The organism is Nocardiopsis yanglingensis (assembly GCF_045809185.1).
Classification (GTDB): domain Bacteria; phylum Pseudomonadota; class Gammaproteobacteria; order Xanthomonadales; family Xanthomonadaceae; genus Stenotrophomonas; species Stenotrophomonas yanglingensis.
This window is the reverse complement of sequence record NZ_JBJNRH010000010.1, coordinates 133220-153714: the sequence shown is the minus strand read 5'-3', so window position 1 is coordinate 153714 and position 20495 is coordinate 133220. Positions and strand designations below refer to the sequence as shown.

17 protein-coding genes are annotated in these 20495 nt (G+C 67.4%); 5 read left to right on the top strand and 12 right to left on the bottom strand.

The features are described from left to right. Positions 1 to 77: 77 nt before the first annotated feature. The gene (locus tag ACJ7C5_RS14530) at positions 78 to 2051 is read right to left on the bottom strand and encodes a transglycosylase SLT domain-containing protein (protein ID WP_412704290.1); all 1974 of its coding nucleotides are present in this window, start codon (positions 2049 to 2051) and stop codon (positions 78 to 80) included. 212 nt (positions 2052 to 2263) lie between these two features. Between ACJ7C5_RS14530 and ACJ7C5_RS14525 the strand changes: the two genes are divergently transcribed. After that, on the top strand, positions 2264 to 2674 hold the full coding sequence (locus tag ACJ7C5_RS14525; RefSeq protein WP_097048889.1) for a biopolymer transporter ExbD: 411 nt from the start codon (positions 2264 to 2266) through the stop codon (positions 2672 to 2674). 271 nt (positions 2675 to 2945) lie between these two features. After that, on the top strand, positions 2946 to 5807 hold the full coding sequence (locus ACJ7C5_RS14520) for a TonB-dependent receptor (RefSeq protein WP_412704289.1): 2862 nt from the start codon (positions 2946 to 2948) through the stop codon (positions 5805 to 5807). Positions 5808 to 5937: 130 nt separating this feature from the next. Here ACJ7C5_RS14520 and fhuE read toward each other — a convergent pair whose 3' ends face one another. The 3 genes from fhuE to ACJ7C5_RS14505 all read right to left on the bottom strand — a co-directional run bounded on the left by fhuE (position 5938) and on the right by ACJ7C5_RS14505 (position 9372). Beyond that, positions 5938 to 8076 carry a ferric-rhodotorulic acid/ferric-coprogen receptor FhuE gene (fhuE, locus tag ACJ7C5_RS14515; RefSeq protein WP_412704288.1) on the bottom strand — a complete coding sequence of 713 codons (2139 nt, stop codon included), beginning with the start codon at positions 8074 to 8076 and terminating at the stop codon, positions 5938 to 5940. 184 nt (positions 8077 to 8260) lie between these two features. Beyond that, a complete protein-coding gene (locus ACJ7C5_RS14510; protein ID WP_412704287.1) occupies positions 8261 to 8812 on the bottom strand; it encodes a M23 family metallopeptidase in 552 nt (183 codons plus the stop codon). 77 nt (positions 8813 to 8889) lie between these two features. Next, positions 8890 to 9372, bottom strand: a complete 483-nt coding sequence (locus ACJ7C5_RS14505; protein ID WP_412704286.1) for an Lrp/AsnC family transcriptional regulator — start codon at positions 9370 to 9372, stop codon at positions 8890 to 8892. A 72-nt stretch (positions 9373 to 9444) separates the two neighbouring features. On the opposite strand from ACJ7C5_RS14505, the gene ACJ7C5_RS14500 reads away from it, so the two are divergent. After that, a complete protein-coding gene (locus tag ACJ7C5_RS14500) occupies positions 9445 to 10320 on the top strand; it encodes an EamA family transporter (protein WP_059035414.1) in 876 nt (291 codons plus the stop codon). A gap of 84 nt (positions 10321 to 10404) precedes the next feature. On the opposite strand, the gene ACJ7C5_RS14495 is transcribed toward ACJ7C5_RS14500, so the two are convergent. The 4 genes from ACJ7C5_RS14495 to ACJ7C5_RS14480 form a co-directional block, all read right to left on the bottom strand. After that, positions 10405 to 11142, bottom strand: a complete 738-nt coding sequence (locus ACJ7C5_RS14495; protein ID WP_182474396.1) for an endonuclease/exonuclease/phosphatase family protein — start codon at positions 11140 to 11142, stop codon at positions 10405 to 10407. A 53-nt stretch (positions 11143 to 11195) separates the two neighbouring features. Further along, positions 11196 to 12026 carry a thiol:disulfide interchange protein DsbA/DsbL gene (locus ACJ7C5_RS14490; RefSeq protein ID WP_412704285.1) on the bottom strand — a complete coding sequence of 277 codons (831 nt, stop codon included), beginning with the start codon at positions 12024 to 12026 and terminating at the stop codon, positions 11196 to 11198. Positions 12027 to 12132: 106 nt separating this feature from the next. Beyond that, the gene (locus ACJ7C5_RS14485) at positions 12133 to 12783 is read right to left on the bottom strand and encodes a thiol:disulfide interchange protein DsbA/DsbL (RefSeq protein WP_088027116.1); all 651 of its coding nucleotides are present in this window, start codon (positions 12781 to 12783) and stop codon (positions 12133 to 12135) included. Between the two features lie 106 nt (positions 12784 to 12889). Continuing rightward, positions 12890 to 13690, bottom strand: a complete 801-nt coding sequence (locus ACJ7C5_RS14480) for a c-type cytochrome (protein ID WP_094002126.1) — start codon at positions 13688 to 13690, stop codon at positions 12890 to 12892. A 156-nt stretch (positions 13691 to 13846) separates the two neighbouring features. On the opposite strand from ACJ7C5_RS14480, the gene yihA reads away from it, so the two are divergent. Continuing rightward, positions 13847 to 14449: a ribosome biogenesis GTP-binding protein YihA/YsxC gene (yihA, locus tag ACJ7C5_RS14475; protein ID WP_014038472.1), complete on the top strand. Its 603-nt coding sequence runs from the start codon at positions 13847 to 13849 to the stop codon at positions 14447 to 14449. 98 nt (positions 14450 to 14547) lie between these two features. On the opposite strand, the gene ACJ7C5_RS14470 is transcribed toward yihA, so the two are convergent. The 3 genes from ACJ7C5_RS14470 to ACJ7C5_RS14460 all read right to left on the bottom strand — a co-directional run bounded on the left by ACJ7C5_RS14470 (position 14548) and on the right by ACJ7C5_RS14460 (position 17666). Next, the gene (locus ACJ7C5_RS14470) at positions 14548 to 15522 is read right to left on the bottom strand and encodes an MBL fold metallo-hydrolase (RefSeq protein WP_412704284.1); all 975 of its coding nucleotides are present in this window, start codon (positions 15520 to 15522) and stop codon (positions 14548 to 14550) included. Between the two features lie 618 nt (positions 15523 to 16140). Beyond that, complete coding sequence (locus ACJ7C5_RS14465) at positions 16141 to 16956, bottom strand: helix-turn-helix transcriptional regulator (protein WP_412704283.1); 816 nt, start codon at positions 16954 to 16956, stop codon at positions 16141 to 16143. Between the two features lie 5 nt (positions 16957 to 16961). Then, positions 16962 to 17666: a VIT1/CCC1 transporter family protein gene (locus ACJ7C5_RS14460; protein WP_097048899.1), complete on the bottom strand. Its 705-nt coding sequence runs from the start codon at positions 17664 to 17666 to the stop codon at positions 16962 to 16964. A 151-nt stretch (positions 17667 to 17817) separates the two neighbouring features. On the opposite strand from ACJ7C5_RS14460, the gene ACJ7C5_RS14455 reads away from it, so the two are divergent. Further along, a complete protein-coding gene (locus ACJ7C5_RS14455; RefSeq protein WP_412704282.1) occupies positions 17818 to 19182 on the top strand; it encodes a glutamate--cysteine ligase in 1365 nt (454 codons plus the stop codon). Between the two features lie 39 nt (positions 19183 to 19221). Here the strand turns inward: ACJ7C5_RS14455 and ACJ7C5_RS14450 are convergent, their stop codons facing one another. Further along, positions 19222 to 20478, bottom strand: a complete 1257-nt coding sequence (locus ACJ7C5_RS14450) for an NnrS family protein (protein ID WP_412704281.1) — start codon at positions 20476 to 20478, stop codon at positions 19222 to 19224. Between the last annotated feature and the right edge of the window lie 17 nt (positions 20479 to 20495).

Genomic DNA, 20495 nt, shown 5'->3' with positions numbered 1-20495 from the left:
GGGGGGGCCGGCCCGGGGGCGGACCCCGTTGGCTTCGCGCCCGCCCCGGCCCCCCCCCCCCCACGACCGCATTGCGATCAATCGCCGCCCTGGTCAGCGTTGGCGGCGCAGCTGAAGCTTTTGCGCTTGTCCACCAGGCGACCCATCAGGCGGTCGCTCAGCGGCAGCGCATCGCCGTTGAGGCGCCAGTCGTAGATCACGCTGAAGGCCAGCACGCGCGCCACGTACTCGCGGGTTTCCTTGTAGCTGATGGTCTCGATCCACAGGTCCGGATCAAAGCCCGGGCGCTGGCCCTGCCAGCGCGCGGTCGGGGTCGGGCCGGCGTTGTAGGCGGCGATGGTCACGTACGGCAGGCCGTCGTACTTGTTCATCAGCTGGCGCAGGTAGGCGGTACCGATGGCGATGTTGGTGTCCGGGTCGTACAGGCTGTCGGCACCGCCGTAGCCGGTCAGGCCGATCGACTTGGCCACGCCGGCACCGGTGGCCGGCAGCACCTGCATCAGGCCCATGGCGTTGGCAGGCGAGCGCGCGCGCGGGGTGAAGGTGCTCTCGGCGCGGATCTCCGCGGCCACCCAGGCCGGATCGATCGCGTTGCGTGCCGATTCGCGGCGGATGGTGGCGTCGTGGTGCAGCGGGAAACGCAGGTCGTACAGGCGCTGTTCCTGCGGCTGCTTGCCGAGCGCGAACACGGCACGGTCGAACCAGCCGTTGTCCTGCGCGACGCGTACCGCCAGGCGGCGCTGGGTGTCATCGAAGCGCGACAGCGCGCTGTTCCATTCGGCCACGGCCCAGCCGGCGCGGTCGATCTGGTACAGCGCCATCGCGCGCTGGATGGCGGGGTCGCGCGCGACCGCTGCCTGCGCCTGCGCGCTGTCGTTCGGCTTCCACGGGCACAGCGTGTAGCCCTGCTGCAGCTTGTCGGCGGCCAGGAAACCGTGGAAGGTGGGTGCGCGCGCGGCCTCGCGGAACAGCGGCTGCGCCTGCTGGGCCTGGCCGGTCTTCTCCAGCATGCGGCCTTCGAAGTAGCGCCAGCGTGGGTCGCTGCGCTGCTTGCTGCCCATCTTGCGGATCGCGGTCAGCGCCGCCGGCCAGTCACCGCGCGACATCGCTTCGCGCACGCGCCATTCGTGCAGGCGCTCGTCATACGCCGATTCGGGTACCGCGTTGAGGCGGCGCGCCGAATCCGGAAGGTAGGACGCTACCGTCCACAATGCGATCTGGTACAGCACCTGGCCCTGCTGGTCGGCACTCAGGCCCAGTGCCTGCGCGTACTGCGGCAGCTGCTGTTCGGTGGCGCCGGGATCGGCCTTGGCCAGCTTGGCCAGGCCATCGGTGGCGATGCGCCGGCTACGCTCGTTGCGCGGCCAGTTCAACGCGCTGGCATTGGGCTTGTCGACAAAGGCGGCGTAATTGTTCGCCAGTGCCAGGTCGGTGGCAGGCAGGCCACGTGCGGCGCTGCGCATCACAGCGGGTTGCTGGGCGTCGGCGGCAGCGTCAATGCGTTCCCAGCGCAGGGCGTCGCTCAGACCACCCTGTGCCTGCAGCACGGCGAAAACGGCATCACAGCCGTCCGGCAGCGACTTGCCGTTCTTGCGCCACAGATCCTGCGCTTCACTGATCCACTGCGGATCGACCTTGCCGGTCACCTGGCGCGCGGTCAGCTGCGCACAGCGCAGGCCGGCATTGTCGGTGGGAACCCAGTTGGCGAGCAGGGTGGGCCAGTCCTGGCGGCGTGCGACCGAGGGCAGCCACACGCTGCGGAAGGTGTTGGCCACGGCCTGGCCGTCATAGCGCTTGAGGAAGGCCTGTGCCTGCGCGGTATCGACGGTGTCGATGTTGCGGCGCAGGTTGGCGTACTCCAGCCAGCCATAGGCCGGATGTCGGCTGAGCGAAGCGGCCTGGCCGGGATCGAACTGGCCGCGTTCGGCGGCCGCGATCGCAGCCTTCAGCTGCGCGTTCTGGGCGTCGAGGGACTGTGCATTGGCGCAGCCGATCAGCAGCGTGGTGGCCAAGGGCAGCAGGGACAGGGCAGTTGAAGTGCGTCGGGTCATGGCGCTGAGCATAGCGGGCGTTGGCTGAATTCAGTTTCGCATCGTATGCACGCCGCGGATGGAATGGGCAGGCGATGGATCTTGCCGGGGCGAGGAGGTGCATGCAGGGTGAGGCAGAAGCGACAACCCTGGGGCGTATCGCAATCGTGCGATGATTCCGGCACAGCACGGCCCGCCCGATGTGGGCCGCTGTTTCCGCGAAGGAGCGTGGTATGCGCTATGCGTCTTTGCACGGCCGTGCGCTGATGTCCGGCATCAATCTGGCGCCGCTGGTGGATGTGCTGCTGGTGTTGCTGGCGCTGGTGGTCACCACCTTGCCGATGGCGCAGACGACGGCGGTGCGGCCGTTCGAACAGCGCACGGTGTGTCCGCCGGGGCCCGGGCACGGGTTGCCGGCATCGATCGCGCTGCGCCTCGATGAGACCGGCGGCATCTATTGGAATGACCGGCCATTGGACGACCCTGCACTGCAGCGCGCCCTTGCCCAGCTCCAGCAATTGCCACCGGCGCTCCAGCCCTCGCTGCACCTGACCACCGCCGACCGAACCGAGTACGGCGACATGGCGCGGGTGCTGCTCGCCATCGAGGGGCATGGCCTTCGCGTCACGGCGCAGGCTTTCTAGCGGTGGCCCCCCGAAAGAGCGCTTGATGACCGCTGGGAAATCTCGGCGTGTGCTGTCGTGCCCGGCATTAAATCGTCCGCTTCGAACAGTACCGTCCGGTCTTTAATTGCACTCATCTGACGCAATCGCCCGCCATTTGCGTCAATTCCGCGTGAAAGAGTGTCGATCATCACGCCGCGACTTTTACCACTTGTTTACAAAGGAGACGCTGCCGCCATGCAGGGGGGAGCGCGGCAGTCCATGTCCCGACATTCCTTTGGAGAGAGAGCGAATGATTCACCTGCATCACCGCCCGTTGGCGGTTGCCGTTGCGCTGTGCGTGACGGCCCTGGCACCGTTGGGTGCCGCTGCACAATCCACCACCAACCTGGATGCGGTGGAAGTCACTGGCACCCGCATCAAGCGCGCTGAAGTCGAAGGCCAGGTGCCGATCCAGACGCTGACCCGCGGTGACATCGAGCGCACCGGCCTGACCTCGATCGGCGAGGTCCTTCAGCAGCTCACCGGGTCCGGTTCCGCGCTCAACGCCAAGTTCAACTCGTCCGGCAACTTCGGCTTCCCGCCTGACGGCAGTGGCGTGGGTGCCGGTTCCGCGCAGGTCGATCTGCGCCATCTGGGGGCCAAGCGCGTGCTGGTGCTGGTCGATGGCATCCGCTGGGTCAATGAGTCGTCTGCCTCCGGTGTGGGCTCGGCGACCGACCTCAACACCATTCCGCTGGCCATCGTCGAACGCATTGAAGTGCTGGAAGATGGCGCGTCGTCGCTGTATGGCTCCGACGCGATTGCCGGCGTGGTCAACATCATCACCCGCCGTGATTTCGATGGCGGCCAGGTGACCCTGAACTACGGCGAGTACAGCAAGGGCGATGGTACGCAGAAGGGCGTGGACCTGGCCTGGGGCAAGAGTGGCGACCGCTACAGCCTGTTCCTGGGCGCGAGCTGGACCAAGCAGGATCCGGTGTTTGCCAAGGACCGCGAACAGTCGCGCTTCCCGATTCCGGGCACCGGCCTGGCCTTCGGCAGTGGTGGCATTCCGCAGGGCCGCTTCATGTTCACCGATCCGAACACCGGTGCGGTGCAGAACATCGTGCCCAATACCGGTGTGAGCAACCCGCGTTACGACGGCAGTGCCGGCTGCACGCGCACCGATGACTATCACTGCTTCACCAGTGCTGATCGGTTCAATTTCGCCGAATACAACATGGTGCTGACACCCTCGGAGCGTAAGGGCCTGTTCGGCCAGTTCCGCTTCGACATCACCGACAACGTGCAGTGGTACGTCAAGGCACTGGGCAACCGCCGCGAGTCGACCAACCAGGCCGGTCCGGAGCCGCTGTTCTTCGGTCCCGATGGCGCCACCGGTAATCCGTTGGCCGACAATATCACCGTGTCCGCGCTCAATCCATACAACCCGTTCGGTTTCGATCTGGTGTCCTCGGGCAACATGAGCCTGATCGGCCGCCGTCCGGTGGAGGGCGGTGCGCGCGTGTTCGAGCAGAAGGTGGACACCACGTACTTCGCCACCGGGCTGGTCGGCGACTTCCATGCCGCCGACCGCAGCTGGTACTGGGACGTGAACGGCATGTACAGCAAGAACAAGGCCGAACAGACCAACTATGGCAGCTACAACATCTACAACGTCAACATGGCACTGGGCGATCCTGCCATCTGCGCTGCCACGCCGGGATGCGTGCCGCTGAACATCTTCGGTGGCGTGGGCTCGATCACGCCGGACATGCTGAAGTGGATCCAGCCGGTGGTGCGTGACCGCAGCCAGAACGAGCTGAGCCTGTTCACCGCCAACCTCTCCAGCGAGCTGTTCACGCTGCCGGCCGGCCCGGTGTCGTTCGCCACCGGTGTCGAACACCGCAGGTACAAGGGCTCCTACCAGCCCGATCCGTTGACGGTGGCGGGCCACTACAACGGCGTGCCGTCGCAGCCGACCTCGGGCTCCTATGACGTCAACGAAGCCTACCTGGAGCTGAGCGTACCGATCTTCGCCGACTCTTCGTTCGGCAAGAAACTGGACCTGAGCCTGGCCGGCCGCTATTCGGACTACTCCACCTTTGGTGGTGAATTCACGCCCAAGTACGGCCTGCGCTGGCAGGTAACCGATGACTTCGTGCTGCGTACGACCTATGCCGAAGGCTTCCGCGCACCGTCGATCGGTGAGCTGTACGGTTCGGCGGCGCGTGCCGACCTGCAGCTGTTCGATCCGTGCTCGGTGGGCCTGGGCGGTACGCCGCCGCGTGGGAGCGCCGCCAACTGTGCTGCGCTGGGCGTGCCGGTGGGGTTCCAGCAGGCCAACTCGCAGATCTCGGTGACCACTGGCGGCAACCGCGAGCTTGATCCGGAACGCTCGCGCAGCTTCAGCGCCGGCTTCGTGTGGAGCCCGTGGTTCGGCAACAATGCGTCGTGGTCGGAGCGCTTCGACGTGGAAGTGACCTTCTACCGCCACGCCATCGATGGTGCGATCCAGGCGATCAACGCGCAGACCCAGCTGGACCTGTGCGTGGATACGCTCGATCCGATCTACTGCGACGGCATCACCCGTGCCAGCACCGGCGCAGTGAGCAGCTTCAACAACCGCCTGACCAACCTGGGGTCGATCAAGACCGATGGCTGGGACGTGGATCTGTTCTGGACGCTGCCGCAGACCTCCATCGGCCAGTTCAAGCTGGGCTGGAAGAACACCTTCGTCGGCCGTTACGAGGCCACTGGCGCGGCTGGCCAGAAGCAGCCGCAGAAGCCGGGCGTGGAAGTGGCTGACAGTTCGATTCCGGAATGGACCAGCAACGCCAGCATCGGCTGGACGATGGACAGCTGGAGTGCCAACTGGACCGTGCGGCACATCTCCGAGCTGACCGAAAACTGCGGTGATGCCGCCGCCTTCCCGGTGTGCAGCAACCAGGCCGCTGGCACCAACACACTGTCGGCCACCACCTTCCACGACATGCAGGTGGGCTACAAGATCGACTGGATGAAGGGGCTGCAGCTGACCGCTGGCCTGAACAACGTGTTCGACAAGGATCCGCCGATCTGCCTGTCGTGCTCGTTGAATGGCTACGACGCCTCGACCTACGACATCCCGCGTGGCCGTTACTGGTACCTGCGCGCGGACCTGCGGTTCTGATGTAAGAGCGGCGCCGGGCTCAGCCCGGCGCCGCCTTGTTGGTGTAGAGCCGAGCCCACGCTCGGCTGATTCTCTGAGCCGAGCATGGGCTCGGCTCTACAGGTGCGGGGCGATCATGCCCCGCGCCTGATCAGAACGCCCAGGTGAACGTCAGCGAGCCATTGCGGCCATCGCCGTAGGCACCGTAGCCGGTGATCTGCGAGTAGTACTTCTTGTCCAGCAGGTTGTTGAGATTGGCCTGCACGCTGAACTCCGGCGAGATGCGGTAGCGCACGAAGGCGCTGACCAGCGCATAGCCTTCCTGTTCGAAGCGACCAACTACCGGCGCGGCGTAATAGATACGGTTCTGCCAGTTGGCGCCGCCACCGACGGTCAATTCCTGCAGCGACTGCGGGGTGTAGCTGGTGAACAGCTTCAGCGCGGTCTGCGGCAGGTTGGTGTTGATGTCGGCGCCGTTGATGTCCTTGGCCACGTAGCGCGATGCACCGAAGGTCGCGTTCCAGCCCGGGGCCAGTTCGCCGTTCACTTCGAACTCGAAGCCGCGGCTGACGGTGCCGCGCGCAGCGATCGAGGCGAACTCGCCCGGGCGGCCGATGATCGGTTCGCTGGTGACCTGGGCGACGTTGTCCTGCTCGATGCGGAACACCGCCAGCGAGGCGTTCAGACGATTGTCGAACCAGGCGCCCTTGACGCCCACCTCGTAGCTCTTGCCGTCCACCGGGTCGAGATAACGGTCGTTGCGGTCGCGCGCGGTCTGCGGCTGGAAGATCTCGGTGTAGCTGGCGTACGCGGAGTAGGTGTCGTTGATGTCATACACCAGGCCGGCGTACGGGGTGGTCACCTTGTGTTCGCGGTCGTCGTTCTCGCCTTCGCTCTTCCAGTTGGTGTAGCGGGCACCGAGGATCAGTTTCAGCGGATCGGCCAGCGACAGGCGTGCGGCGGCATAGCCGGCCTTCTGGGTGATGGTGCCCTGGCTGGCAAGCGCCAGCGGGTTCCAGTTCGGCTGGGCGATGTTGCCGGTCCAGTCGAGATAGGAGCTGAAGGGATTCCAGCCGGTGCCGGGGCCACCCATCTGGAAGTCACCGTAGTTGGCGAACTCGCGCTTGTTGTAGCTCAGGCCAGCCATGAACTGGTGCTCGCGGCCGAACAGCTGGAACGGCCCGTCGATGTAGCCATCAATGCCATCTACCTTGCGCTCGGTGTTGTAGAAGCCGGCCATCGGCGTGACGCCAGCACCGGTATTCTTGTCGAACGCGGTGTAGGACGGATAGAACAGCTTGTCGTCGGCCTTGGTGCGATCGTGGGTGGCACCGATCTTGAACTTCCAGCCATTGCTGAAGGCATGCTGCAGGGTGGCGAACGCACGCTTGCTGGTGGTGTCCCAGTAGGTCCAGTCCGGCGACGGATTGAACGAGGTCGGGTAGTTGGTCGGGCTACCGTCGGCGTACCACATCGGGAAGCCGCCCCAGGTCGCGCCGTTGGCGCGCTTCTGCTGGTAGTCGTAGCCCACGCTCAGCTGGGTGTCCGGGGTCAGGTCGGCATCGATGACGGCGTAGCCCAGCGTCTTGCGCTGGTTGTAGCGGTCCATCTGGCCATCGGTGTCCAGGTAGCTGCCGATCACGCGGCCGCGCACGCTGCCGCTGGCGTTGAGTGCGCTGCCCACATCCACCGTGGTGCGCGTGCGGCCCCAACTGCCGACGTTCACCGAGACGCTGCCAGTCAGCTCGGCGTTGTCGGCATGCTTGCGCACCAGATTCACCGAGGCCGACGGATTGCCGGCGCCGCTGAGCAGGCCGGTGGCACCGCGCACCACTTCCACACGGTCGTACAGGGCCAGATCCAGGCCGGAATCACCGTAGCTCCAGTTCTGCACCATCTGGGTCGGTAGGCCATCGAACTGGTAGGCATCGATGTAGAAGCCGCGCGCGTAGAACTCGGTGCGCTCGCTGTCGGACTGGGTGCTGGTCACGCCGGTGGTGTTGGCCAGCACGTCGATGATGTCGTCCAGCTTCTGATCTTCGATGCGCTGGTGGCTGATGATGCTGACCGACTGTGGGATCTCGCGCGGCGCCAGGTCGAAGCGGGTACCGGCCGAGGTGCGGCGCACCGAATAGCCTTCGGCACGTTCGCCCTTCACTACCACCTTGTCCAGCGTGGTCGGGTCGGCGGCAGTGTCGGCGAAGGCGGCCGGGGCCACGGCACAGAGAACAGCAAGCACGGCAACGGACAGCCGCTGCGGCTGCGGGGTACGGAAGGCGGGACGAGTCATGGGGGTTCCTGGACGAGCACGCGCGTTCGGCCGGCATCCAGGAGGCGAGGCGCTACGGGTAGGGGAAGGGCGGGCAGGCCGTCCTGGCACCACCGGAAACGAAAGAAATGGTAATACGAACTATTCCTATTTACAAATCATGAACGAGGAAGGCAGTCGAGCGTGCTTGATGCCACGAAATGGGTCAGCGCAGCAGGGGCAGTGGATCGCGTGCGCCGTAGGCGCCGTAGATGCCCCAGTGCAGGTGCGGCGGCGTGCCCTTGGCGTTGCCGCTATCGCCAACGTGACCGAGAAGGTCTCCTGCCTGGACCACCTGGCCCCGTGACAGGCCGGCGGCCCAGTCCTCCAGATGCGCGTAGTAGTAGCGTTCGCGTCCGGGCCCGATGACCCACACCTGGCGGCCGCCGAGCCCGCGCTCGCTGACATCCGCGATGACGCCGGCAGTGACGCTGCGCACTGGCGTGCCGCGCTTGGCGAAGATGTCGATGCCGGCGTGGGAGCGGTCACGGCCGCGCGGCGCACCGAAGGTATCGGCGATCTGGCGTGGCCGCACGCCGTCCACCGGCACCGGCAGTTGCGTGGCCGGCGGCATACGAGAGAGTGTCCACAGCAGCTTCGGTGCAGTGGCCCAGGGACTGTTCCACAGCGTCATCGCGGCGACGATGGCGATGGCCAGCCACAGGCCGCGCAGCAGCCAGCGGCGCAGGCGGTGGGCAGGAGAGGGGAGTGTACTCATGGTTTCCGACTGTAGCGTCGAGCCATGCTCGATGGCTGTCGCTTTGCGGTCAAAAGGCAGTCGAGCATGGCTCGACGCTACAGAACCGGTGCCAGCGGGACCTCGAAACTCCGCTTCAGCGTGCCCAGTGCCACCGAGGTGCGGAAGCGCTCGATGTTGTCATCGCCACCGAACAGGCGCTCGGTGATCGCCTCGTACTCTTCCATCGACGCCGCCGAAAGCAGCAGCAGGAAATCGCCGTCGCCGGTGATGGAGTAGCACTGCTGCACGGCCGGGTCGTCCTGCACGCGGCGCTTGAACGGTGCCACGCGCTCGCGCTGCTCGCTGACCACGCGCACCTCGACGATGATGGTCAGCGGCCGGCCGATCTTTGCGGCATCGACCACTGCCACATTGGCCGCGATCACGCCGCTGTCCTGCAGCCGCTTGATGCGGCGCTGCACGGCCGGGGTGGACAGGTGCACGGCCTCGGCGATTTCGCGCTGCGGCAGGGTATTGTCCCGCTGCAGCAGGTCGAGGATGGCACGGTCGAAACTGTCGAGCACAGGGGCGGTGGCCATGGCGAGCAGAAGTTGCACGAACGGGCTGTCAATTGAGCCAAGTGCTCGGCGCCGGCGCAATAGACTTTGCCCATGCAGACCTCACGACTTGCGCCGATGTTGCCGGCGCTGGCGGTGCTCGGCTCGGTCACCTCGCTGGCCATCGGCACCTCCTACGCAAAACACCTGTTCCCGCTGATCGGCGCCCAGGGCACCAGCGCACTGCGCGTGGGCTTCTCGGCGCTGTTGCTGCTGCTGTTCTGGCGGCCATGGCGCTGGAAGACCAGCCGCGTGGATGCGATCACCATCCTGCGCTACGGGCTCACCCTGGGCCTGATGAACCTGCTGTTCTACATGGCCCTGCGCACGATTCCCTTCGGCATCGCGGTGGCCATCGAGTTCACCGGGCCGCTGACGGTGGCGATGCTGTCATCACGACGACCGATCGACTTCCTGTGGGTGGGCTGCGCGGCGGTAGGGCTGCTGTTGCTGCTGCCGATCGGCGGCGGCCCGGCGCTGGATCCGGCCGGCGTGCTGTATGCGATGGGCGCAGCGGCGTGCTGGGGCCTGTACATCGTGTTCGGCAAGCGTGCCGGCCACCTGCACGCCGGCCATTCGGTGTCGCTGGGGCTGCTGGCGGCCTCGCTGGTGGTGGTGCCGGTGGGCGTGGTGCATGCCGGTGCCGCGCTGCTCGATCCGAAGATTCTGGCGGCCGGCCTGCTGGTGGCGCTGGTGTCCAGTGCGATCCCGATGTCGCTGGAGATGATGGCGCTCAAGCGCCTGCCGAAGGAGACCTTCGGCATCCTGATCAGCATGGAGCCGGCGGTGGCCGCGCTGTGGGCGATGCTGCTGCTGCACGAGCACCTGCATGGATTGCAGTGGCTGGCGATCGGCTGCACGGTGCTGGCCTCGGTGGGTAGCACGATGACCGCGCGAAGGCTGAAGGTACCGGTGGCGCAGGCCGGGTAGCGCCGGGCCATGCCCGGCGGAGAGCGTGCGGACCAACGGTCCGCACCCACCAGAGCGGCTGTCCGCACCTACCTGGGCGGCGGTTCAGCGCAGGGCGTTGGCCGGGACGTCGATCTGCATCGCCAGCGCGAGGTGATCGGAGAACGCGGCCGGTACGGCTTCCACGGTACGGGTCTGCAGGCCACTGCTGACCAGGATGTGGTCGATGGCGCGGTCGGGGCGCCAGCTGGGGAAGGTCGGCACGATGCAGCCCGGGGGCTGCAGCCGGGTCTTCTGGTACAGCACCTGCATTTCCGGGCGCTCGGCCAGGCAGTTGAAGTCACCCATCAACACAGCGTTCGGGTGATCGGACAGCAGCTCGGCGATGAAGCCCAGCTGTGACATCCGCGAGCCCGCACCGAGTGACAGATGCGCCACCGCCACCGCCAGGCCGTCGGCGCCGTCGCCGAACTTGGCCAGCAGCACGCCGCGCCCGCCGATGCGACCGGGCAGGGCGTGGTCCTGCACTTCCACCGGTTCCAGCTTGCTCAGCAGGCCGTTGGCGCTGGACGCGACCCCGCCCATGCGCCGGTTCGGCTGGTGGCTCCAGTAGTTGAAGCCGGCACGCTGGGCCAGGTAGTGGGTCTGGTTGGTGAAGCCCGAGCGCAGGCTGCCCGGATCGGCCTCCTGCAGGCCGACGATGTCATGTTCGCGCGCCAGGGTGGCGATCGCGTCCAGGCTGCTGCGCTTGCGACCCGCCGGCAGCGCATGTGACCAGCTGCGGGTCACATAGTCGCTGTAGCGGCGGGTACTTGAGCCGGCCTGGATGTTGGCCGTCAGCAAGCGCAGGGTCCGTGTACGGGGGGAATTCACGGCCGGGAAACGCTTCTCTTGGATCAGTGAGCCTGGGCCGCACCGCGTTCGCGGGCGATCAGGTGGTCGGCGATGCGCAGCATGTCCGGGAAGCTCTTGCCCTTCACCAGGTACTTGCCGTTGACGATGATCGACGGGGTGCCGCTGATCTGGCTGCGCTGGGCGAACTGCTTGGCCGAGTTGGTCTTGGCATTCACCGCGAAGCTGCCCATGGTGGCGGCGAACTGCTTCGGATCCACGCCGTAGGCACCGTAGAACTTGGCAATGTCGTCCACCGAATCACGGCCACGCTCGCCCTTCAGGGTCTTCTGCGAGTGGATGGCGGCGTACAGCGCTTCGTGGGTCTTCTCCTGCACGCCCAGGGTCTGCGCGGCGTAGAAGGCACGGGCGTAGTCATCCCAGGTGCCGCCGAACATGGCCGGCACGTAGACGAAGTTCACATCGCTCGGCAGGCCGGCCTTCCACGGGCCGACCAGCGGCTGGAATGCGGCGCAGGCCGGGCAGACATAGCCGAAGATCTCGGTCACTTCGATCTTGCCGGCGGCCGGCTGGAACGGCTGGCCGTTCGGGATCACCTGGTAGTCGGCACCTTCCACCGGGGCCGGGCCGGTCAGTGCGGCGGTGGTCGGGGCCGGTGCCGCGGCCGGTGCGGCTTCAGCCGGGGCCTTGTCGCCTTCGGCAGCGGCCGGGGCAGCGCCCTCGGCGCCAGCGGCAGGCGCAGCCGGTTCGGTGGTGGCCGGCGCGGCCGCCGGTTCGGCCGGAGCCGCGGAGGTGTTGGCGGTGCCATCGTCGGCCTTGCAGGCGGCCAGGATCGGCAGCAGCGCTGCGAGTGCGAGGGCGTAACGGATCTTCATGGAAACGTCTCCAGCATCTGGAAAGGTGGGGCCGGCGCCAGGCGCCGGCCAGAGGGAAATGATGACATGCGGCGGCGACAGCGCCGTGTCGGTGGTGGGCGTTGGTTCAGCGGCCGCGGGCGGCGCGGGCCTGGGCGATCAGCGCCGAGGCGATGCGCAGCTGGTCGTCGAAGCTGTTGCCACGCACCAGGTACTGGCCGTTGATGATGATGGCCGGGGTGCCCGGAATCTTGGTGCGCTGGGCGAACGCGCGGGCGGCATCGACCTTCTTCTGCACGGCATCGCCGCGCAGGGCCTGCAGATAACGGTCCGGGGTCACGCCGTAGGCCTTGTAGAAGGTGGCGAGCTCATCGGCCGAGACGTTCTGCATCGGCAGCGAGCCGTCCTCGTGCAGGGCCTTGAACACGGCCGCGTGGCTGCGCTTGGCCACGCCGACTTCGTCGGCGGCGTAGTAGGCCAGCGCCCAGGCGTCCCAGGCACCGCCGAAGGCCGCCGGAACCGGGGTGAAGCGCACGTCGGCCGGCAGCTTGGCCGCCCAGGCTTCCAGTTGCGGTTCGAAATGGGCGCAGTGCGGGCAGGTGTAGCCAAAGACCTCGACCACCTCGATCTTGCCGGCCAGCGGCTGGAACGGGCCCGGCTGGGCGATGCGCTCGTAGTCTTTGCCCTCGACCAGCGGGGCATTGGCAGGGGTTGCGGCGCAGGCTACCAGCGGCAGCAGCACCAGCACGGACAACAGCAGGCGGGAAATCAACCTCATCGACACGCATCTCCGTTGAAAAAAGCAACGCCGGCGCGGTCGCCGGCGTGAAGGAAACATACCGCAGGCGAGGGCCGCGGTGGCGGCCCGGGCCGACCAGCGGTGGTCAGGGCGCGGCAGCCGGTTGTACCGGCGTGGTCGCCACGGCCACGTCGTCGGCCTTGTTGTGCAGGCCCTGCAGGTAGCTCGACAGCGCCTGCACCTCCTGCTCGCTGAGCTTCTGCGCGACCGTGGCCATGATCTGGAAGTGCGCCTTGTCGGTCTCGTGGGTCTGGCCGGCCTGGTACTCCTGCAGGCGGCGCGCGACATAGCTGGCGTGCTGCCCACCGAGGTGCGGATAGGCCGGGCCAGGATTGCCGGCACCGCTGGGGCCGTGGCAGGCCATGCAGGCCGGCAGGCCACGCTTGGCATCGCCGCCGCGGTACAGCTGCTGGCCGATCTCGTAGAACTTCATGCCCTTGTAGGGGCCGTCGGTGACTGCCGTGTCATCGGCGATGCCGGCAGTGGCCTTCTGTGTGGCGAAGAACGCGCCGATGTCGCGCATGTCCTGCGGGGTGAGGTTCTGCACGAACGGCACCATCGCCACCGCCGCGCCGGAACTGCGCTGGCCGTTGGCGATCAGGGCCATCTGCTGGGCCACGTAGCGCTCGCTCTGGCCGGCGATGGACGGGTACATCTCCACCGTGGAGTTGCCGTCGGCGCCATGGCAGGCCGCGCAGGCCGAGGCCTTGGTCTGGCCGGCCTTGGCATCGCCCCAGTGGGTCTTGCTGAAATCCACCTCCAGCGAGGCGGTGTTGATCGGCCCGTTGTCGGGCAGCGGGGTCAACGTGGTCTGCGCGAACGCAGCAGCGGCAACGACTACAGCAGTGGCAAGGGCGGATACGGCAAGAACGCGAGCGTGGCGCATGCTAAAGCTCCGTATGGACCGGGCCGGGCGGTGGCCGCCGGCATCGCCCGGATTATCAACGCCGTTTCCGCACACGGTCAACGCAGCAGTGCAGCAAAATGCCCGCAAAGGCTGTCGGCACGGGCGCGCGGCGCCGCAACATGCGATCCTAGGCACATGTCATTGCTCATCGAACGCGCCCGTTACCACCTTTCGGCCCATAACGTGCGGCAGCTGCCGCCCGACGAAGGGGCCGAAGTGGCCTTCGCCGGCCGCTCCAACGCCGGCAAGTCCAGTGCGCTCAACGCGCTGACCCGCCAGAACGCCCTGGCCCGTGTCTCCAAGACGCCCGGCCGCACCCAGCAGCTGGTGTTCTTCCAGGTCACCCCGGAAGCGCATCTGGTCGACCTGCCCGGTTACGGCTACGCCAAGGTGCCGCTGGACCTGCAGGCGCACTGGCAGGCCTTCATCGACAGGTATTTCCGCACCCGCGAGGCCCTGAAGGGCCTGGTGGTGGTGATGGACATCCGCCATCCGCTGAAGGACTACGACCGGCAGATGCTGTCCTATGCCGTGCAGCGTGGCCTGCCGGCGCACGCGCTGCTGACCAAGGCCGACAAGCTCAGCCGCAGCCAGCAGATGCAGTCCCTGCAGAAGGTGCGCAAGGAGCTGCAGTCGGCTTACGGCGACAGCGTCAGCGTGCAGGTGTTCTCCGGCGAAGACCGTACCGGCGTGGACGAAGCCCGCGGCGTGATCGGCGGCTGGCTGGGGCTGGAATAAGGCATTACCGGTCGCCCGGCTGGCAGCCGGGCGCCACCGATCGACTTCCTGGTAGTGCCGGCCGCTGGCCGGCAACCTCACCGACCGTGGTCGGCACCTCATTTCAACGGCGAATACTCCGTCGGCACCCACGCATAGGCCTTGCCCTCGCCACGCACATGGCCCAGACCGGGGAACGGCAGGTGCGCACCGGCCACCCACCAACCGTTGGCGGTGGCCTGCTGCAGCAGGCCGCGACGGCTGGCGATGGCGGCTTTGCGGTCCGAATCGGCCTCGAAGGCCGCCTCCGGGTGCGCGAACTGCACCGCGTGGAAGTGCAGCACATCGCCCCACACCAGCAATGACTGGCCCTGGCTGTCGAACCGGTAGGAGACATGGCCAGGCGTATGGCCATGGGTGTCCATCGCCACCGCGCCACCGGGCAGGGCATCGCCGGGGCTGAAGGTGCGCAGGCGGCCGCTGGCCTGATAGGGCGCTACCGCGTTGCGCGCCAGCGGGAAGGCAAAGCGCACGCCCTTCGGCGCGGTGGCCTCGCTGGCCGGGTTGAGCCAGTAGTCGGCATCGGCCTTGGACAGCCACACCGTGGCATTCGGGTAGGCCGGCTTGCCCTGCGCGTCGAGCACCCCGCACAGATGGTCCGGATGGGCGTGGGTCAGCAGCACCTCGTCCACCTCGGCCGGGTCCACGCCGGAGGCGCGCAGGTTGCCCAGCACCTGGCCCAGGCCGGGGCCGAAGCACTGCGCGGTACCGGTATCGACCAGGGTCAGGTGGTTGCCCTGACGCACCAGGAAGGCATTGATCGCGGTCTGCAGGCCTTTCTTGTCTTCGGGTACGTAGCGGCCATCGAGCAGGCGGCTGACCAGCGAGGGCGCAACGTCGACCACTTCCTGCCGGCCCAGCGCGACCACGCCGTCGAACAGGGCGGTGACCTGCAGAGCGCCGATGCGCTGGTGGTAGACACCGGGCACCTGTTGGGTGGGGGCGGGCGAGGTGGCCTCGGCCAGTGCGGCCAGGGGCAGGGAGGACAGGGCCAGCAGCAGGGTGGAGCGCAGCGGCAGGTGACGCAGGGTCATGGCGGTTCTCGGTGGATGACGGGTGGTTCCGTTGCCGCATAGCGTGCCGTGGCCGGCATGCGCACGGCGCTCAAAGCAGTGCGCGGAATGCTCAGGGGGTGTTGCTTGCAGGGCTTGCAGCCCTGCACCCGCAGAATCAACGTCAACATCAACGTCAAGAGCCGAGTTTCCTGTGGGGAGGCGGGGTGGGTCCGGTTGCGGGAGACGCCGTAAACCCGTCCATGGGGGCTTGGCCGCGGCATCCATGCCGCGGACACTCCCGCAACCGGACCCACCCCGCCTTCGACAGATTCCTGCGATCTGTTGGGAATGCCCTTGGGGTCAGATCCGTTTTCCGCAGGAAAACGGATCTGACCCCAGAAATTCATTCGATCTCTGACAGACGTGTCGACCAAGGTCGACACCTACCAACAGCCGAGTGAACCTGTCGAAGGTGGGGCGGTGTCGGAGTGCGGGGTGTCAGCCGCATGGATGCGGCTGCCAAGCCTACAGGGACGTACTTGCGGCGTCCCCGCACTCCGACACCGCCCCGCCATCCCACGGAATGCACGCTGTTGCTGTTGCTTCGGCTCTTGCTGTTGCCTCGGCGGGTGCAGGGCGCAGCCCTGCCGAACCCCCTCAAATGTCTGTAGGAGCCAGTCCGTACTGCTCGGCGAAGCGCTTGCTGAAACTGGCCGCAGACCGGTAGCCCGCGCGTGCGGCCACGGTCTTCAATGGCAGGTCGGTGGTGTAGAGCAGCTGCATGCCATGCGCCAGCCGGGCCTCGGTGAGCAACTGGCGCAGACTGGTGTCCTCGGCGGCGAGTCGACGGCGCAGGGTCGCACCGCTCAGCGCGAACTGTTCTTCCACATCGCGCGACTGCCAGTCGCGTGCCGGTTCGGCGGCGATGCGGTCGCGGATCTGTTCGCCCAGGCTCGGCGCCTGCGGCAGCAGCAGGTTGCCGTGGCCCTGCCGGCACAGGGTCAGCACCAGCGAGGCCAGAGCCAATCGTGCCTCGCTGTAACGCCCGTCCTGCAGCGATTGCCGCCACTGGCGCAGCACTGTGTCATGGTCGATCAACGGCAACCGCGCCATCGCCTGGCCGGGTGCGGGAAGTTCCTCGCTCCACAGCGTGCGTGCGGCTGCCAGCACTTCAGCACACAGCGGCACGATGGCGCTGAGGTAACGGCCGCTGCGTGGGTCGGGGGTGTTGACCACATCGATGCGGCAGCGCTGGGTCAGCAGCAGGATGTCGCCGGGGATGAACTCCAGCGACTGGTGTGCGGTGCGCACCTGCTTGCGGCCTTCCAGCAGGATCGCGAACTGCGGCTGCGGAATCTCGACCGAGCTGGCGCCATGCTCGCGACGTGCGGTGATGCAGGCATAGCCTTCGGCGCGCTCGCACCCGGCCAGGCTGGCCATCTCGGCCAGCAGTGCGGTGGCCGGGGGCAGCATGCCGGTCACGAGACGTGGGCACCGAGCAGGCGACCGACGCCGGCGGCCGCGGCCATCGCCAACGCGCCCCAGAACATCACCCGGATCGCGCCGCGTACCGGCGGTGCGCCGCCGGCCCGGGCCGCCATCGCGCCGGTCAGGCACAGACCGAGCAGGGTGCTGGCCGTGGTCATCATCGCGACCTTGTCCACCGGCGCGAGCAGGGCGGTCAGCACCGGCAGTGCCGCGCCGCAGGTGAACGCCCCGGCCGAGGCCAGCGCCGCCTGCAGCGGGCGCGCGCGCAGGGTATCGGTGATGCCCAGCTCGTCGCGTGCGTGGGCGCCCAGCGCATCGTGGGCGGTGAGCTGTTCGGCCACCTGCCGCGCCAGTGCCGGCTCCAGGCCGCGGTGGCGGTAGATCGCGGCCAGCTCTTCCAGTTCGCTGTGCGGATCTTCGTGCAGTTCGCGCTTTTCCATCGCCAGGTCGGCGTCTTCGGTGTCGGCTTGGGTCTGCACCGAGACATACTCGCCGGCGGCCATCGACATCGCGCCGGCCACGGTGCCAGCCACGCCGGTGGCCAGGATGGTCGCGGCGGAGGCGCCGCTGGCGGCCACGCCGACCACCAGCCCTGCCACTGAGACGATGCCATCGTTGGCGCCCAGCACGGCGGCACGTAGCCAGCCGACACGCTCGGAGCGGTGCAGTTCGGGGTGTCGTGAATGGCGGCTCATGCCCTGAGTGTACGAGGGTCAAGAGGGCGTCGGTAGGATGCTGAAACCCGTCTCCGTCGCATGACGCAACGGGTCGCCACGCTATAGTGCGCCCTTGCGATGGAAGGCTCCGAGCCCCACATCCCCCGCCACCGTCCAGCGAGCATTCCCCTTGTCGAGCCCCAGCCACGTCGCCGATACACCCATTACCGACCGCTCGCAGCTGGTGGAGGTGATCGCCTCCGGCGAGAAGCCCCGCGCGCAGTGGCGCATCGGCACCGAGCACGAGAAGTTCGGGTTCCGCCTGGATGATCTGCGCCCGCCGACCTTCGAGGGCGAGCGCGGCATCGAGGCCCTGCTCAACGGCCTGGTCCGCTTCGGCTGGGAGCCGGTGCAGGAAAACGGCAACACGATCGCCCTGCTGCGCGATGGCGCCTCGGTGACGCTGGAACCGGCCGGTCAGTTGGAACTGTCCGGAGCGGCGCTGGAGACCATCCACCAGACCTGCGTGGAGACTGGCACCCACCTCAATGAAGTGGCCCAGGTGGCCGGCGAACTGCAGCTGGGTTTCCTCGGCATGGGCTTCCAGCCGAAGTGGAAGCGCGATGAGATGCCGTGGATGCCGAAGGGCCGCTACAAGATCATGCGCGCGTACATGCCCACGGTCGGCTCGCTCGGCCTGGACATGATGACCCGCACCTGCACGGTGCAGGTGAACCTGGACTACGCCACCGAAGCGGACATGGTGAAGAAGTTCCGCGTGTCGCTGGCGCTGCAGCCGATCGCCACCGCGCTGTTCGCTGATTCGCCGTTCACCGAAGGCAAGCCGAATGGCTACCTGAGCTACCGCTCGCACATCTGGACCGATACCGATGCTGACCGCACCGGCATGCTCGACTTCGTGTTCGAGGATGGCTTCGGTTACGAGCGCTATGTCGACTACCTGCTCGACGTGCCGATGTATTTCTCCTACCGCGATGGCATCTACCACGACGCCAGCGGGCAGAGCTTCCGCGATTTCATGCAGGCCAGGCTGCCGGTGCTGCCGGGTGCGTTGCCGACGCTGCGCGACTGGTCGGACCACATGACCACCGCCTTCCCGGAAGTGCGTTTGAAAAAGTACCTGGAAATGCGCGGCGCCGATGGTGGCCCGTGGAGCCGCCTGTGTGCGCTGCCGGCGTTCTGGGTGGGCCTGCTGTACGACGACACCGCGCTGGATGCCGCCTGGGACCTGGTGCGTGATTTCACCCTGGCCGAGCGCCATGCACTGCGCGACGGCGTGCCGAAGCATGCGATGAACCTGCCGTTCCGTAATGGCAGCGTGCGCGACCTCGCCCGCGAAGCAGTGAAGATTTCCGTCGGAGGCCTCAAGCGCCGCGCGGCGCGCAATGCCGACGGCCAGGACGAGAGCAAGTTCCTGGACGTGCTGCAGGAGATCGTCGAGTCCGGCCTGACCCCGGCCGAGCGCAAGCTGGCGCTGTTCCATGGCCGCTGGCATGGCGACGTCGATCCGGTGTTCCGCGAGTTCGCGTATTGATTCGATTGCGGTAGCGCCGGGCCATGCCCGGCGTCGATGTCAGCCCGGCTTGCCATCCCGCCGTGGGCTCAGGTAGATCCAGCCCAGACGCACCACCCATGGTGCAAGCGCCAGCAACCAGCCGATGGCGGCGGCGAAATGCCACGCATAGGCGTCGGGCATCAGTTCGGCGGCGATGCGCATGATCGCCACTGCCTGCAGCGCGACGAACGCAAACCAGGCCACGGCCGGCATCACCAGCGGTCGCCCGGAATGGCCTTGGGTGACCCGGGTCACCATCGCCACCAGCAGGCTGCCGAACAGGCCCACGGCGAGTGCATGCAACGGCGCGCGGCCGAGCAGCTGCGGATGGCCCAGCAGTTGACCCACATCCTGCAGCAGATACAACGCGAAGCTGATCGGCAGCCACGCCAGCGCCAGGAACAGGGCCGCGAGCAGGCCCGGCATCGGCCCGCGTGGCCACCAGTGCCATAGCGCCTGCAGCGACAGCATCAGCAGCGGCGCATCGGCCAGCCACAGCAGGTTGTCGATCTGCAACGCGCTCAACAGCAGGCGCAGCATCAGCAGTGCCCACATCGCGGCCAACCAGCGCAGCGGTCGCCACGGCACGTAGCCGTCCACCACGTTGTTGGCGAAGAACGGGATCATCCGGTGCGCGACGGTGAGGTAGACCGGTAGCAGCAGGCCGAAGGTGCCGAGTGCCACAGTGACCGGCATCAGCGTAGCGTGGCCGCGCACCACCGCCATGAACAGCAGCAGCCCCAGCCAGCCCAGCAGCAGTGCGGCATAGCAGGCGCGCGCATGCCAGTTGCGGTTGGGACCGGCGGCCTTGAGCACGCGTCCCAGCACGATCAGTCCGGCGCTCCAGCCGGCCAGTGCCAGCAGCAGGCCGGGCCACAGCCCGGGTCTCCACCCGCAGGCGGCGGCAATCAACAGCGCCTGCCCGCCGAACAGGCCGATGCCGACCGGCGCATAGCGGCTGCGCGGCAGCTCGGGCTGGCTCATCCAGCGCGGGAACACGGTGAGCAGGAAGCCGAAGATGAAACTGGGCAGCACCAGGTACTGCATCAGCAGCGCGTGCAGCCAGGCCGGAGGCAGCGGCGATGGCTGCGGCGTCCACAGTCCGCGCAGAGCTCCCAGCCACAACGTCCACCAGAGCATCGCCAGCAGCAGGTTGCCGGCGCCGAAGAAGAACAACAGCCGGTGCGGCGCACGCATCAGCATTGCAGGGGAGGGCAGGCGGGCCATGCGGGGAGTCTGCGCCCGGCTGGTGGCCGGGTCCTTGATCTTCGTCATGCCCAAGGAGGGAGGCA

Coding starts and splice junctions, on each gene's coding strand:
- ACJ7C5_RS14530 (WP_412704290.1), bottom strand. CDS start 2,051: ATGACCCGACGCACTTCAACTGCCCTGTCCCTGCTGCCCTTGGCCACC.
- ACJ7C5_RS14525 (WP_097048889.1), top strand. CDS start 2,264: ATGCGCTATGCGTCTTTGCACGGCCGTGCGCTGATGTCCGGCATCAAT.
- ACJ7C5_RS14520 (WP_412704289.1), top strand. CDS start 2,946: ATGATTCACCTGCATCACCGCCCGTTGGCGGTTGCCGTTGCGCTGTGC.
- fhuE (WP_412704288.1), bottom strand. CDS start 8,076: ATGACTCGTCCCGCCTTCCGTACCCCGCAGCCGCAGCGGCTGTCCGTT.
- ACJ7C5_RS14510 (WP_412704287.1), bottom strand. CDS start 8,812: ATGAGTACACTCCCCTCTCCTGCCCACCGCCTGCGCCGCTGGCTGCTG.
- ACJ7C5_RS14505 (WP_412704286.1), bottom strand. CDS start 9,372: ATGGCCACCGCCCCTGTGCTCGACAGTTTCGACCGTGCCATCCTCGAC.
- ACJ7C5_RS14500 (WP_059035414.1), top strand. CDS start 9,445: ATGCAGACCTCACGACTTGCGCCGATGTTGCCGGCGCTGGCGGTGCTC.
- ACJ7C5_RS14490 (WP_412704285.1), bottom strand. CDS start 12,026: ATGAAGATCCGTTACGCCCTCGCACTCGCAGCGCTGCTGCCGATCCTG.
- ACJ7C5_RS14485 (WP_088027116.1), bottom strand. CDS start 12,783: ATGAGGTTGATTTCCCGCCTGCTGTTGTCCGTGCTGGTGCTGCTGCCG.
- ACJ7C5_RS14480 (WP_094002126.1), bottom strand. CDS start 13,690: ATGCGCCACGCTCGCGTTCTTGCCGTATCCGCCCTTGCCACTGCTGTA.
- yihA (WP_014038472.1), top strand. CDS start 13,847: ATGTCATTGCTCATCGAACGCGCCCGTTACCACCTTTCGGCCCATAAC.
- ACJ7C5_RS14470 (WP_412704284.1), bottom strand. CDS start 15,522: ATGACCCTGCGTCACCTGCCGCTGCGCTCCACCCTGCTGCTGGCCCTG.
- ACJ7C5_RS14465 (WP_412704283.1), bottom strand. CDS start 16,956: ATGCTGCCCCCGGCCACCGCACTGCTGGCCGAGATGGCCAGCCTGGCC.
- ACJ7C5_RS14460 (WP_097048899.1), bottom strand. CDS start 17,666: ATGAGCCGCCATTCACGACACCCCGAACTGCACCGCTCCGAGCGTGTC.
- ACJ7C5_RS14450 (WP_412704281.1), bottom strand. CDS start 20,478: ATGACGAAGATCAAGGACCCGGCCACCAGCCGGGCGCAGACTCCCCGC.